We start from the raw sequence: 13,386 nt of genomic DNA on the forward strand, positions 1-13,386 counted from the left end.
TCCCGTTCGTGCCGGACGACCCGATCGCCTCCTCCCACAACCTACTGGACACCGCAACATCAAGAACATAAGACGAACATATGTCGCAGCTCGATCTCCGCGCGAAGCTCGCCATCCTGGCGGACGCCGCCAAATACGACGCCAGCTGCGCCTCTTCGGGCACGACCCGGCGCAACTCGGCTGGGGGCAAGGGGCTCGGCTCGACCGAGGGCATGGGCATCTGCCATGCCTATGCGCCGGACGGGCGCTGCATCTCGCTGCTCAAGATCCTGCTGACCAACAGCTGCATCTTCGACTGCCATTATTGCATCAACCGCAAGAGCTCGAACGTTCGCCGCGCGCGCTTCACGCCCGAGGAAGTCGTCGACCTCACGCTCGGCTTCTACCGGCGCAACTATATCGAGGGGCTGTTCCTCTCCTCGGGCATTATCCGTTCGAGCGACTATACGATGGAGCAGATCGTCCGCGTCGCGCGGCTCCTGCGCGAGGTCCATGACTTTCGCGGCTATATCCATCTGAAGACGATTCCCGATGCCGATCCCGAGCTCGTCCGCCAGGCCGGGCGTCATGCCGATCGCGTCTCGATCAATGTCGAGCTGCCGACGGTGGCGGGGCTTGCCCGGCTGGCGCCCGAGAAATCGGCGCCCCGGATCGAAGGCGCGATGCGGGACGTCCGCGCCGCGATCGACGACGGCGCCGATGCGGGCAGGCGTTACAAGGCCGCGCCGAAATTCGCGCCCGCCGGCCAGTCGACCCAGATGATCGTCGGCGCCGATGCCGCCACCGATGGCGACATCATCGCGCGTGCCGCCGGGCTCTACGACCGGTTCCGGCTGCGCCGCGTCTATTACTCGGCGTTCAGCCCGATTCCCGATGCCAGCGCCGTGCTGCCGCTCCGGCGCCCGCCGCTGATGCGCGAGCACCGGCTCTACCAGTCCGACTGGCTGATGCGATTCTACGGCTATGCGCCGCGCGAAGTGGCCGAGGCGGCCGATCCCGTCACCGGCATGCTCCCGCTCGACATCGATCCCAAGCTCGCCTGGGCCCTGCGGTTCCGCGCGCATTTCCCCGTCGACGTCAACCGCGCCCCGCGCGAGGCGCTGCTCCGCGTGCCGGGGCTCGGCGTCAAGGCGATCGACGCGATCCTCGCGGCGCGCCGCTGGCGCCGGCTGCGCCTGGCCGATATCGCCCGGCTGACGGCGTCGATCGCCAGGGTCCGCCCTTTCCTGGTCGCCGAGGACTGGCGCCCGGTCGCGCTGGCCGATCGGGCCGACCTGCATGCGCTGGTCGCGCCGAAGCGGGAACAGCTCGAGCTGTTCGCGGCATGAGGATGCTGTCGGCCCCCTAGTCGGCGATCGGCACGAACAGCCCGCGCTTGCCCACGCCCAGCGCGACATTGGTGGTGAAGCGGCGCACATTGGGATTGTCCGCCATCAGCCGGCTCATCAGCGCGTCATAGGCGCCGACATCGGGCGCGACGACGACCAGCACGAAATCGGCGGTGCCGGTGACGTAATAGACCTGCTGGATCTGCTCCTCCGCGCTCAGCCATTGGCGCAGCCGGGCGATCAGTTCGGGCCGTTCGCGCTCGATCTCGAGTGCCGCCAGAAAGAAATTGGGCTTCCCCACCCTGAGCGGATCGACCACGGCGATCTCGCTCAGGATCACGCCGGTTTCGCGCAGCCGCTTGAGGCGCCGCTGCACCGCCGATGGCGAAAGCCCGACCTGTCCGGCCAGCACATCCGCGGTCTGCGCCGCGTCGCGCTGGACCAGGGCGAGGAGCCTGCGGTCGAAGCGGTCGAGATCGGATCGGGCCATTGGCCGCACCCTAGCGCGCAAATGCGCCGAAATCCCCCGATTTGGTGCCCCTCTTCGCGGAAAAGCCGCGCAGGCGCGCCCCTATCTCCCGGTGCGAAGGAGAGTTTCATGATCGACCATATCGAGATCCGCACCACCCGCCTGGCCGAGAGCCTGGCCTTTTATGCCGATGCCCTGGCGCCGCTCGGCTATACCCAGAAGGTCGATGGCCCGGCCAAGGGCTTCGGCAACGACACCGCTCTCGACCTGTTCCTGATCGAGGGCGAAGTGGCGTCCGATCTCCACTTCGCCTTCACGGCGCCCGATCGCGCCACCGTCGACCAAATCTATGCCGCCGGCCGCGACGCCGGCCATGTCCTCGATCGCGCGCCCGCGCTCGCTCCGCATATCCATCCCAATTATTACGCCGGATATCTTCGCGACCCCGATGGGCGGCTGATCGAGTTCGTCTGCCACGGCCCTAACTGACAGGCCTGTCAATTTCTCCCGATCGGCGTATCATCTTCAAAAATACGCAAGAGGGAGAGAGGGATGCTTCGATTCTGCGCGCTCGCCGCGGTGCTGCTCGCCGCAACTCCGGCCCTGGCCCGCGACCTCGTCGTCGAGGCCGGGCCCAATGCCCAGGAGCGGCTCCAGTCCGCGCTGCTCGACGCCAGGCCGGGCGACACCGTCCGCATCGGCGCCGGCCGCTTCGAGCTGACCGACGGGCTCAGCCTCGACGTGAACGGCGTCACGGTGCGCGGTGCGGGCGCCGAGCGGACGGTGCTCAGCTTCAAGGGCCAGCTGGGCGCGGGCGAGGGGCTGCTCGTCACGTCGGACGATGTGGTGCTGCGCGACTTCGCGGTGGAGGATTCGAAGGGCGACGGCATCAAGTCGAAGGGGGCCGACCGGATCGTCTACAAGAATGTCCGCGTCGAATGGACCGGCGGGCCCAAGGCGACCAACGGCGCCTACGGCGTCTATCCCGTCGAAAGCGAGGACGTGCTGATCGACGGCGTCACCGTGAAGGGCGCTTCGGATGCGGGCATCTATGTCGGCCAGTCCAACCGGATCGTCGTGCGCAATTCCACGGCGATGTACAATGTCGCCGGGATCGAGATCGAGAATAGCGGCTATGCCGAGGTGACCAACAATCTCGCCACGCACAATACCGGCGGCATCCTGGTGTTCGACCTGCCCGCGCTGCCGCGGCGCGGGGCGGGCTATGTCCTGGTCAGGGGCAACAGGGTGGTCGACAACGATACGCCCAATTTCGCTCCCCCGGGGAACACCGTCGCCACCGTTCCCACCGGTACCGGCGTGCTGGTGATGGCCGAGAACGATGTCGGCGTCACCGGCAACGAACTCAGCGGCAACGGCACCGCCAACATCATGGTCGTCGCCTATCGCCAGCCTTTCGAGGACAAGGGCTATGATCCCTATCCCCGCAACATCCGCCTTGCCGGCAACAAACATGGCCGCGCCGGCTTCGCGCCCGCCATGCCCGGCGGCAAGGAGCTTGCCGCGGCACTGGGCGGCACGCTTCCGCCGGTCTTCTGGGACGGCACCGGCGGCGACAAGGTGCGCCTCGTCGGCGATGACGGACCGGTGCTGGCCCTCGGCCTTGCGCTCGGCGCCGGGATCGAGACCGCCAAGCCGCAGATGATCAAGCTCGACAACGCGGCCCCGCCGCCCTGGCGGACGTTCAAGCTGCCGGCCGCGATGGAGGTGGCCGCCAAATGAAGGCACTGCTCGGCGCGGTCGCCCTGTTCGCCGCCGCGCTGATCGGCCGGCCGGGCGGCGTGAACGATGCGGCGATCACCGGCGAAGGCTATCCCGCGCGTCTCTCCGAATTCGGCTTCTTCAACGATCTCGCGGCGCGCGTGCCTGCGCAGGGCCTGTTCCGCTACGACCTCGAGACTCCGCTCTTCTCCGACTATGCGGCCAAGGAGCGCTATCTCTACCTGCCCGCCGGCGCCCGGGCGAAATATGATCCCGACGGGCCCCTCGACCTTCCCGTCGGCGCGGCGCTGGTCAAGACCTTCGGCTATCCGGTCGATGGCCGGTTCAAGCCGCTGGAGACGCGCGTGCTGCTCCACCGGGTCGGTGGCTGGGTGCCGATCCCCTATGTCTGGAACGCCGAGGGCACCGATGCGGAGGTGAAGCGCGCCGGCACGCGCATCCCCGTCGCCTTCGCCGATCCTTCCGGCGCGCGCCACGCCATCTCCTATGCCGTGCCCAACCAGAACCAGTGCAAGGATTGCCACGGCCTTGCCGGCCAGGTCACGCCGATCGGCATCAAGGCGCGTTATCTCAACCATGGCGGGCAGCTGGAGAAGATGCTGGCCGCCGGCATGCTCGACCGGCTTCCGCCTGACGCGCCCCGCGTCGCCCGCTGGGACGACCAGGCCGCGCCGCTCGATGCGCGTGCCCGCGCCTGGCTCGAGATCAACTGCGCACATTGCCACAATCCGCGAGGGGCCGCCTCCAATTCGGGCCTGTTCCTCGATCTCGCCCGTGCCGATCCCGAGCAGCGCGGGCTGTTCAAGCGCCCCACTGCCGCCGGTCGCGGGGCGGGCACGCGCGACTTCGACATCGTTCCCGGCATGCCCGATGCCTCGATCCTGCTCTACCGGATGGAATCGACCGATCCCGGCATCGCCATGCCCGAACTCGGCCGCGCCACCGTCCACAAGGAAGGCGTCGCGCTGGTTCGCCAGTGGATCGAATCGATGCCGAAATCCGCGCCGGGGCGTTAGAGCCCTCCGACCGGAGGGCAAAGTGCGCGTCGTTACCTTGGCGAGCGAAGACGATTTCGAAGGCTGGCGCGATGCCGCGCGCGGGCTTGCCCAGGCCGGCGTCCCCGCGTCGGAAATCCTCTGGCAGGTCGGCGAGACCCCGACGGACCTGTTCGCCGGCCAGGCCGCGATGCCGCCGGCCGCGTCCCGCGCCCTCAAGGTCCCGCGCGCGTTCGTCGATCTCGCCCGGTCGGCGATCCTGCACCGCGACTGCGAGCGCTTCGCCCTGCTCTATGCGCTGCTCGCCGACGATCCCCGCCGCATCGCCGACCCGGCCGATCCGCGCTTCCGCCGGATCGAGGCGATGGCCCGCGAGGTCCGCCGCGACATCCACAAGATGCGCGCCTTTGTCCGCTTCCGCGAAGTGCGGGATGCCCTGCCTTTCCCCGGCACCGGCGCGCCCGACGCCCGCTATGTCGCCTGGTTCGAGCCGAGCCATCACATCGTCCGCGCCAATGCCCGTTTCTTCGTCGAGCGCTTCGCGAACATGCGCTGGTCGATCCTCACGCCCGCGCTCTCGCTCCATTGGGACGGCGAGACGCTCTGCGAAGGCCCCGGCGCCACCAGGGCGGACGCGCCCGGCGAAGATCCGGTCGAGGACAGCTGGAAGACCTATTACGCCGCGATCTTCAATCCGGCCCGGCTGAAGACCGGTGCGATGCTCCGGGAGATGCCGCGCAAATATTGGAAAAACATGCCCGAGACCGCGCTGGTGCGGGAACTGGTCGCAACCGCGCGCCAGCGGGAGACGGCGATGGTGGCGACGGCACATGCCCGGTCGGGCGGCAATGCCGGGGCGGCGTGGCAGGCGCTGCGCGACGAGGCTGCGCACTGCACCCGCTGCGACCTTCACCGGCATGCCACGCGGACCGTGTTCGGCGAAGGCCCCGCCGATGCCCGGATGATGCTGGTCGGGGAGCAGCCCGGCGATCGGGAGGATCTGGCCGGCCGCCCGTTCGTCGGCCCCGCCGGGGAGATGCTCGATCGCGCCATGGCTGCGGCAGGGATCGATCGCGACACGGTGTACCTCACCAATGCGGTCAAGCACTTCAAGTTCGAGCGCCGCGGCAAGCGCCGTATCCATGCGAGGCCCGATGCCGGCGAGATCCAGGCCTGTCGCTGGTGGTACGAGCAGGAACGATCGCTGGTGAAGCCCGAGATGACCGTCGCGCTGGGTGCGACCGCCGCGCGCCAGCTGCTCGGCAGGGTCTTGACGATCGCGGCGACGCGCGGCCGGGTGCTGGAACTGCCCGAAGGCGGGCTCGGCTGGGTGACGATCCACCCCAGCTACCTCCTCCGCCTGCCCGACCGGGCGAAGGCGGAAGACGAATTCGCGGCGTTCGTGGAGGATCTGGCGGGCGCGGCGAGGGCGATGGCCTGACCAGGCTTTCGCCCGCAGGGGAATTTCCCGCAGTCGTGCGTTGTGACGGCCAAGAGGAGAAAGCACATGCGAAGCTTACGCATCGCCGGCGCGCTGGCGCTGGCTGCCATGGTCCTGACCGGCTGCCATCGCGATGGCCGCCCCGGCTATGACGGCGACCATCATCGCGATCACCATCACCGGGGCGATCACGATCGCGGCGACCGCGATCGTTCCTGATCGGACCCCACGCCGCTGAACCCCTGGCCCCGCTGCGCGCCATGCGCGGCGGGGCTTGTTCTTTGCATCATCGTGCAGTATTGTTCGTTCGAACGAACAGGGTGCACGATGACCAGCCAGACGCTGATCGAAACGGCGATCGACCAGTTCGGCCGCCACGGCTTCGAAGGGGCGAGCACGCGGGAGATCGCGCGCGCCTCGGGCACGGCGATGTCGTCGATCACCTATCATTTCGGCGGCAAGCAGGGGCTGTACCTCGCCGCCGCCGATCACATCGCCGCCTGTGTCCGCGAGATCCAGGGCCCCGCGCTCGAAGGCGCCCGCGAAACCGCCCGGGCGGGTACGCGCGAACAGGCGATCGAGGCGCTGCTGGCCTTGCTCGACGGCTTCGCGCTGATGATGCTGCGCCCCGAATCCGAAGCCTGGTCGCTGTTCATCACGCGCGAGCAACAGGCCCCTACCGAGGCATTCGACCGCATCTATACCGGCGTGATGCAGGAGATCGTGGGGGTCTTCGTCGCGCTTCTTGGACGTATCCGCACCGATCTTGGCGAGCGCGAGGTGCTGGCCATGGGGATCATGTTGTTCGGCCAGACGCTGGTGCTGCGCGTCTGCCGCGCCGCCGTCACCCGCATCCTCTCGGTCGAGACGATCGACGAGCGCACCCGGACGCTCCTTCGCGCGCGGCTGCGCGCCAATGCCCTCTGCATCCTGTCGGAGAATGCCGCATGAACCGCCGCCGCATCGCGATCCTCGTCGTCATCGTCGGGCTGGTGATCGCCGCGATCGCCACCAGCGGCTTCGGCCTGCTCAAGGCGCGGGACGACGGCGCGCTCCGGCTGAACGGCAATGTCGACATTCGCGAAGTCGATCTCGGCTTTCGGGTGAGCGGCCGGATCGCCGCGATCGGCGTGGAGGAAGGCGCGCATGTGAAGCAGGGTCAGCTGCTCGCCACGCTCGATGCCGCCACGCTCGACAGCCGCATCGCCCAGGCGGACGCGCAGGTGTCGCAGGCCGAGGCGCAGCTCGCCAAGCTCCGCAACGGCAATCGCGCGCAGGACATCGCCCAGGCCCGTGCCCGTGTCGATGCCGCCGCCGCGATCGCCCAGGATGCCGAGCGCGACTATGCCCGGCGCCAGCCGCTGGTCGAGCCCGGGGCGATCAGCCGGGACGTCTGGGAGCAGACGGTGGCGGCGCGCGACAAGGCGCGCGCCGACCTCTCCCAGGCCCGCCAGGCGCTTTCGCTGATGCATGCCGGCAGCCGCAAGGAAGACGTCGCCGCGGCGGCCGCCGATGTCCGTTCCGCCATCGCCGCGCGCCAGGGCGCCGCCACCGATCTCGGCGATGCCCGGCTGCTCGCCTCGACGGACGGCACGGTCGTGACGCGCGCGCGCGAGCCGGGTGCGATCGTCCAGCCCGGCGAGACGGTGCTGACGCTGGCGATCCTGCGGCCGCTTCGCGTGCGGGCCTATGTCGCGGAGAGCGATCTCAGCCGGATCGGCCCGGGGATGAAAGTGGTGGTCACCGCCGACGGCAATCCGAAAGACTATCGTGGCACGATCGGCTATATCTCGCCGCGCGCCGAGTTCACCCCCAAGACGGTCGAGACCGAGAATCTGCGCACCGATCTCGTCTATCAGCTGCGGATCATCGTCGACGATCCCGATGACGCGCTGCGCCAGGGCCAGCCGGTCAGCGTCTCGGTCCCGGGCGCGCGTCCGAAGCACAAGGGTTGAGGGCGGTGGCGCGCGCTTCCCTGTGCATTCCCCTCCCTTCCAGGGAGGGGAGAAGATGACCCAGCCTCTCGCCCAGACCTCCGATCTCGTGAAATGCTTCGGCGACAACCGCGCGCTCGACGGGGTGGCGATGGCGATCGCGCCGGGACGGATCACCGGGCTGGTCGGGCCGGACGGGGCGGGCAAGACCACGCTGATCCGCATCCTGGCCGGCCTGATGGCGCCGACCTCCGGGAGCGTCACGATGCTCGGCGGCCCGCCGGGCGAACGGCTCGACGACCTGGGCTACATGCCCCAGCGCTTCGGTCTCTACGAAGACCTGTCCGTCATCGAGAACCTCAAACTATATGCCGAGGTGCGCGGCCTGCCGAAGGACGAGCAGCAGGCGAGTTTCGACAAGCTCATGGAATTCACCGATCTGGCCCGCTTCCAGGACCGGCTGGCGGGCAAGCTCTCGGGCGGCATGAAGCAGAAGCTGGGCCTTGCCTGCGCGCTGGTGAAGACGCCCAGGGTGCTGCTGCTCGACGAGCCCGGCGTCGGCGTCGATCCGATCAGCCGCCGCGAGCTCTGGAGCATGGTGGGGGATCTGACGGGGCAGGGCATCGGCGTGCTCTGGTCCACCGCCTATCTCGACGAGGCGGAGAAGTGCGACACCGTCTATCTGCTCAACGAGGGGCAGCTGCTGTTCGACGGGCCGCCGGCGGAGCTGACCGGCCGGGTGCGGGACCGGGTGATCCGCGTCACCGGCTTCAAGGAGCGCCGCCGCGCCTTCCTCACCCATGCGCTCGACCGCGCCGACGTGATCGACGGCACGATCCAGGGCCGCTCGGTGCGCCTGCTGCTCCGCGACGGCAGGCCGGTGCCCGATGCCGGCGCCTTTGCGGCCGGTCCGGACACCAGGGTCGACACCGCCGATCCACGCTTCGAGGACGGCTTCATCGAGCGGCTGGGCGGCGGCCCCAAGGGCACGTCCGCGCTGGCGGAACGCTATCGCACCATCCCCGAAACCGATGTCGATGCGATCGCGGCGAATGGCCTCACCAAGGTCTTCGGCGAATTCACCGCGGCCAGGGACATGAACTTCCGCATCCCGCGAGGCCAGATATTCGGGCTTCTCGGCCCGAACGGGGCGGGCAAGTCGACCACCTTCAAGATGCTGTGCGGGCTGCTTTCGCCGACATCGGGGACCGGCGCGGTCGCGGGCAGGTCGTTGCGCCACAGCCGCGCCGATGCCCGTGCCCAGCTGGGCTATATGGCCCAGAAATTCTCCCTCTACGGCGATCTCTCGGTTCGCCAGAATCTCGATTTCTTTGCCGGCGCCTATGACCTGCCGCGCGACCAGGCGCGCCGGGCGATCGCGGCGATGATCGAGATCTTCGAGCTGCAGGACAAGCTCGACGTCAATGCCGGCACCTTGCCCCTGGGCTTCAAGCAGCGCCTCGCCTTGGCCTGCGCGGTGATGCACGAGCCGCCGGTGCTGTTCCTCGACGAGCCGACTTCGGGCGTCGATCCGGTCACGCGCCGCGAATTCTGGATGCACATCAACGGCTTGGTCGAGAAGGGCGTGACCGTGCTGGTCACCACCCACTTCATGGACGAAGCCGAATATTGCGACCGCGCGACGCTGATCTACCGCGCCGAGCAGATCGCCACCGGCACGCCCGACGAGCTGAAGGCCGAGGCGGCCCGCCTCACCGGTGCGGAGGACCCGACGATGGAGGACGCCTTCATCGCTCTGATCGAAGCGTTCGACCGCAAGCGCGAAGCGAGGGAGGCGGCGTGAGCTTCCGCTTCGATCCCGGGCGCCTGGCCGCCCTGGTCCGCAAGGAGGGCGCGCAGATCCTGCGCGATCCCTCCACCTTCCTCATCGCGTTCGTGCTGCCGATGATCCTGCTCTTCCTGTTCGGCTATGCGGTCTCGCTCGACAGCACACGCACCCGGGTGGGGCTGGTGATCCAGGACGGCAGCGCCCCGGCCCTGCGCCTGGCCCAGGCCTATCGCAGCTCGCGCTATTTCCAGGTGACCGAGGCGCGCAGCGTGGCCGAGGTGCGCGACAAGCTGATCGATGGCGAGCTGCGCGCACTGATCGTCATCCCCCAGGATTTCGGCCAGGGCGTGAAGCGTGGCAAGATGCCGCCGATCCAGATCGTAACCGACGGCTCCCAGCCCAATACCGCCAATTTCGCCGCGGCCTATGGCGAGGGAGTCCGCGCGACCTGGGCCGCCGCCGAGGGGCTGGAGCGCGATCCCCGTGCCCGCGAAGCGCCGGTCACCATCTCGGCGCGCTACTGGTACAATCCCGAGCTCAAGAGCAAATTCTTCCTCGTCCCCGGATCGATCGCCAATGTGATGACGATGGTCGGCACCCTGCTCACCGCGCTCGTCGTCGCGCGCGAATGGGAGCGGGGGACGATGGAGGCGATGATGGCCACGCCGATCTCGATGGCCGAGTTCATCGCCAGCAAGGTCATCCCCTATTTCTTCCTGGCCCAGGCCTCGATGACGCTCTGCGCGGTGATCGGGATATGGATATTCGGCGTGCCGTTCCGGGGTTCGATCTTCGCGCTCTACGCCATCTCCTCGGCCTTTCTGATGCCGGCGCTGGGGCTGGGCCTGTTCATCTCGGCGGCGACCAAGAACCAGTTCGTGGCGAGCCAGGTGGCGCTGCTCTCGGCCTTCCTGCCGACCTTCCTGCTCTCGGGCTTCATCTTCGAGATCGGCTCGATGCCCTGGCCGATCCAGGCGCTGACCTATATCGTCCCGGCGCGCTACCTGATCCCCAGCCTCGAGACGGTGTTCCTTGCCGGCGACCAATGGGGGCTGCTGCTGCCGAACATCGGCATCATGCTCGCCTTCGGCATGGTCTTCTTCACATTGTCCTTCCGCGTCACGCGCCGGAGCCTCGACTGATGCGCCGGCTCCTCCAGATGTCCGGCCTGCGCCGGCTAGCCGCCATGATCGTCAAGGAGATGTGGGCGGTGCTGCGCGATCCGCAGGCACGGCTGGTGCTGTTCGTGCCGCCGCTGATGCAGCTCTTCATCTTCACCTATGCCACCACGCTCGACGTGAAGAATGTCGATATCGGCATCCTGGACCGCAGTTCGGGCGCCCACTCCGTCGAGCTGGTGCAGCGCATCGCCGGCAGTCCCAATTTCCGCCGGATCGAGCGGCTGGCGACCCCGGCCGCGCTCAAGGCCGCGATCGACAACCAGAAGGTGATCGCCGCCCTGGTGATCGACGAGGATTTCGACCGCAATCTCGCGCGCGGCAAGACTGCCACGATCGGCCTGGTGCTCGACGGCCGCCGCTCCAACGCGGCGCAGATCGTGGCGGGGTATGTCACCAACATCGCGGGCGGCATGGGTGCCGAGCTCGCGCCCGCGCAGGTCCGCGGCGCGGCGGGCGGCAGCGTGGTGACCAACTGGTACAACCCCGCGCTCGACTATATCTGGTTCACCCTCCCTTCGCTGGTCGCGATCATCACGTCGGTCGCCGGCCTCGCCATCACCTCGCAATCGGTGGCGCGCGAGCGCGAGCTGGGGACGTTCGACCAGCTGATGGTCTCGCCGCTCCGGGTCCATGAGATACTGATCGGCAAGATGGTGCCGCCCTTCGTGATCGGCATGATCAACGGCAGCGTCTATCTGGTGGTGGCGCCGCTGGTCTTCGGCGTGCCCTTCACCGGATCGCTGCTGCTCTTCTGGCTGTCGCTCGGCATGTACCTGCTCGCGCTGATCGGCATGGGCATGCTCGTCTCCGCCGCTTCGCAGACGCAACAACAGGCCTTTCTCGGTGTTTTCCTCGTCACCACGCCGCTGATCCTGCTCTCGGGCTATGCCAGCCCGATCGACAACATGCCCGACTGGCTGCAGACGATCACCTATCTCGACCCCGCCCGCTATTTCCTCGTCATCGTCCAGGGGCTGTTCCTCAAGGCGATGCCGGCGGCGGCCGTGTTCCACCAGCTCTGGCCGCTCGCGCTGATCGCCTGCGTCACGCTCTCCGCCTCGGCCTGGCTCTTCCGCGCGCGCATGGAGTGATCCCGATGATCCGCCCGCTTCCCCTGTTCCTGCCGCCCCTGCTGCTGGCGTCCGCCTGCACGGTCGGGCCGGACTATCATGCGCCCGAAACCAGGGCGGCGCCGGAATGGCTGGAGGCCGGTGCGCCGGGCCAGGTCGACCTGGCCTGGTGGGACCGGTTCGGCGATCCGCAACTCTCCGCGCTGGTGCGGCGGGCGGTGGCTTCCGGCCCCGATCTCAAGGAAGCCCGGGGCCGGCTCGCCGAGGCGCGGGCCAATCGCGAGGCGATCGCGGGCGGGCGGCTGCCCAGCGTGACCGCCACGGGCTCCGGGACCGAGAATGTGCTGAGCAACAACGGCCAGCTGCCGATCGGCAACATCCCCTTTCCCGGCTTCTCGCGCGATTTCCCGCTCTTCGACCTGGGCTTCGACGCGAGCTGGGAAATCGACCTGTGGGGGCGCCGCACCCGCCAGATGCAGGGTGCCGCGGCACGCGAACAGAGCGCGGAATTCGCCCGGCGCGACGTGATGCTGACGCTGATCGCCGAAGTGGTGCGCAGCTATATGGACCTGCGCGCCGCCCAGGCCGATACCGCCACCGCCGAGCAGCAGGCGCTTTCCAATGCCGAGCTGGCCCGCCTCACCCGCCTGCGCTTCGATGCGGGCGAGGCGTCGCGCCTCGATCTCGATCGTGCCGACGCCGCCGCCAGGGCAAGCGCGGCGGCGGTGCCCAATGCCAGGGCCCAGGCCAGTGCCGCCGCCTATCGCATCGCCACGCTGGCGGGCGCGGCGCCGGAGCAGCTGGTGCCCGAGCTGCAAACGCCCGCCGCGCTGCCGGCGAGCCCCGATGCGATCCTGGTCGGCCTGCGCTCCGAGCTGCTCGAGCGCCGCCCCGATGTGCGCCGCGCCGAGCGCGACCTGGCGGCGGCCACGGCCGATATCGGCGTCGCCACCGCCGATCTCTTCCCGCGCTTCAGCCTGCTCGGCAGCATCGGCCAGCAGGCGCGCAAGCCCGGCGATCTCTTCTCGACCGATTCCACGCGCCTCCAGATCGGGCCCAGCTTCTCCTGGCCGATCTTCCAGGGCGGCACGATCCGCGCCCAGATCCGTGCCGCCGATGCCCGCGCCGACCAGGCGGCGGCCCGCTATGAGAAAGCAGTGCTCGGTGCGCTTTCGGACAGCGAGGCGGCGATCAACCGTTTCCTCAACGCCCGCACCGCCGCGGACGAGGCCGCCGCATCGCTCGAACGCGAGCAGGGCGCCTTCGCGCTTGCCCGCAAGCGTGCGGATCGCGGCGAGGACGATCGCCTGACGTTCGAGCGCGCGCGCCAGTCGCTCCTCTCCGCCCAGCAGCGCGACCAGCAGGCGCGCGCGGCCAAGGCGCAGGCGGCGACGGCGCTCTACAAGGCGCTTGGCGGGGGCTGGAGCTAGCGAGCC

General features: G+C 68.8%; 13 protein-coding genes. 12 read left to right on the forward strand and 1 reads right to left on the reverse strand.

Annotation, left to right across the window (positions count from 1 at the left end; all coding sequences use genetic code 11):
- Positions 1–80 precede the first annotated feature (80 nt).
- Positions 81–1,328 carry a putative DNA modification/repair radical SAM protein gene (locus tag CAP40_RS03225; RefSeq protein ID WP_086127895.1) on the forward strand — a complete coding sequence of 416 codons (1,248 nt, stop codon included), beginning with the start codon at positions 81–83 and terminating at the stop codon, positions 1,326–1,328.
- Between the two features lie 16 nt (positions 1,329–1,344).
- On the opposite strand, the gene CAP40_RS03230 is transcribed toward CAP40_RS03225, so the two are convergent.
- Positions 1,345–1,818: an Lrp/AsnC family transcriptional regulator gene (locus CAP40_RS03230; RefSeq protein ID WP_086127896.1), complete on the reverse strand. Its 474-nt coding sequence runs from the start codon at positions 1,816–1,818 to the stop codon at positions 1,345–1,347.
- A 108-nt stretch (positions 1,819–1,926) separates the two neighbouring features.
- On the opposite strand from CAP40_RS03230, the gene CAP40_RS03235 reads away from it, so the two are divergent.
- From CAP40_RS03235 to CAP40_RS03280, 11 genes are all read left to right on the forward strand, one after another.
- Entirely contained in the window at positions 1,927–2,286 is a 360-nt protein-coding gene (locus tag CAP40_RS03235) for a VOC family protein (protein WP_086127897.1), read from the forward strand.
- Between the two features lie 63 nt (positions 2,287–2,349).
- Positions 2,350–3,540 (forward strand): parallel beta-helix domain-containing protein, encoded by a 1,191-nt coding sequence (locus CAP40_RS03240; protein WP_086127898.1) that lies wholly within the window; start codon positions 2,350–2,352, stop codon positions 3,538–3,540.
- Positions 3,537–4,556: an SO2930 family diheme c-type cytochrome gene (locus tag CAP40_RS03245; RefSeq protein WP_086127899.1), complete on the forward strand. Its 1,020-nt coding sequence runs from the start codon at positions 3,537–3,539 to the stop codon at positions 4,554–4,556. The genes CAP40_RS03240 and CAP40_RS03245 overlap by 4 nt, the downstream gene beginning before the upstream one ends.
- 22 nt (positions 4,557–4,578) lie before the next feature.
- Positions 4,579–5,976: a UdgX family uracil-DNA binding protein gene (locus CAP40_RS03250; RefSeq protein WP_086127900.1), complete on the forward strand. Its 1,398-nt coding sequence runs from the start codon at positions 4,579–4,581 to the stop codon at positions 5,974–5,976.
- A gap of 66 nt (positions 5,977–6,042) precedes the next feature.
- Positions 6,043–6,195, forward strand: coding sequence for a hypothetical protein (locus CAP40_RS20330; protein WP_179187870.1), 153 nt, complete (start codon positions 6,043–6,045; stop codon positions 6,193–6,195).
- A 108-nt stretch (positions 6,196–6,303) separates the two neighbouring features.
- Complete coding sequence (locus CAP40_RS03255) at positions 6,304–6,927, forward strand: CerR family C-terminal domain-containing protein (RefSeq protein ID WP_086127901.1); 624 nt, start codon at positions 6,304–6,306, stop codon at positions 6,925–6,927.
- Positions 6,924–7,931, forward strand: coding sequence for an HlyD family efflux transporter periplasmic adaptor subunit (locus CAP40_RS03260; protein WP_086127902.1), 1,008 nt, complete (start codon positions 6,924–6,926; stop codon positions 7,929–7,931). The genes CAP40_RS03255 and CAP40_RS03260 overlap by 4 nt, the downstream gene beginning before the upstream one ends.
- Before the next feature lie 55 nt (positions 7,932–7,986).
- Positions 7,987–9,714: an ATP-binding cassette domain-containing protein gene (locus CAP40_RS03265; RefSeq protein WP_256923992.1), complete on the forward strand. Its 1,728-nt coding sequence runs from the start codon at positions 7,987–7,989 to the stop codon at positions 9,712–9,714.
- On the forward strand, positions 9,711–10,841 hold the full coding sequence (locus CAP40_RS03270; RefSeq protein WP_086127904.1) for an ABC transporter permease: 1,131 nt from the start codon (positions 9,711–9,713) through the stop codon (positions 10,839–10,841). Before CAP40_RS03265 ends, CAP40_RS03270 begins: the two co-directional genes overlap by 4 nt.
- Positions 10,841–11,971, forward strand: a complete 1,131-nt coding sequence (locus tag CAP40_RS03275) for an ABC transporter permease (protein WP_256923993.1) — start codon at positions 10,841–10,843, stop codon at positions 11,969–11,971. Before CAP40_RS03270 ends, CAP40_RS03275 begins: the two co-directional genes overlap by 1 nt.
- Before the next feature lie 5 nt (positions 11,972–11,976).
- Positions 11,977–13,380, forward strand: a complete 1,404-nt coding sequence (locus CAP40_RS03280) for an efflux transporter outer membrane subunit (protein ID WP_086128427.1) — start codon at positions 11,977–11,979, stop codon at positions 13,378–13,380.
- Positions 13,381–13,386: the final 6 nt, after the last annotated feature.

The sequence above is a fragment of the Sphingomonas sp. IBVSS2 genome (assembly GCF_002127225.1).
Taxonomy (GTDB): Bacteria; Pseudomonadota; Alphaproteobacteria; order Sphingomonadales; family Sphingomonadaceae; genus Sphingomonas.

Bases quoted from the DNA above. Each gene is read 5' to 3' on its own strand.
- CAP40_RS03280 (WP_086128427.1), top strand. From the start codon at position 11,977: ATGATCCGCCCGCTTCCCCTGTTCCTGCCGCCCCTGCTGCTGGCGTCC.
- CAP40_RS20330 (WP_179187870.1), top strand. From the start codon at position 6,043: ATGCGAAGCTTACGCATCGCCGGCGCGCTGGCGCTGGCTGCCATGGTC.
- CAP40_RS03260 (WP_086127902.1), top strand. From the start codon at position 6,924: ATGAACCGCCGCCGCATCGCGATCCTCGTCGTCATCGTCGGGCTGGTG.
- CAP40_RS03245 (WP_086127899.1), top strand. From the start codon at position 3,537: ATGAAGGCACTGCTCGGCGCGGTCGCCCTGTTCGCCGCCGCGCTGATC.
- CAP40_RS03225 (WP_086127895.1), top strand. From the start codon at position 81: ATGTCGCAGCTCGATCTCCGCGCGAAGCTCGCCATCCTGGCGGACGCC.
- CAP40_RS03255 (WP_086127901.1), top strand. From the start codon at position 6,304: ATGACCAGCCAGACGCTGATCGAAACGGCGATCGACCAGTTCGGCCGC.
- CAP40_RS03275 (WP_256923993.1), top strand. From the start codon at position 10,841: ATGCGCCGGCTCCTCCAGATGTCCGGCCTGCGCCGGCTAGCCGCCATG.
- CAP40_RS03230 (WP_086127896.1), bottom strand. From the start codon at position 1,818: ATGGCCCGATCCGATCTCGACCGCTTCGACCGCAGGCTCCTCGCCCTG.
- CAP40_RS03240 (WP_086127898.1), top strand. From the start codon at position 2,350: ATGCTTCGATTCTGCGCGCTCGCCGCGGTGCTGCTCGCCGCAACTCCG.
- CAP40_RS03235 (WP_086127897.1), top strand. From the start codon at position 1,927: ATGATCGACCATATCGAGATCCGCACCACCCGCCTGGCCGAGAGCCTG.
- CAP40_RS03265 (WP_256923992.1), top strand. From the start codon at position 7,987: ATGACCCAGCCTCTCGCCCAGACCTCCGATCTCGTGAAATGCTTCGGC.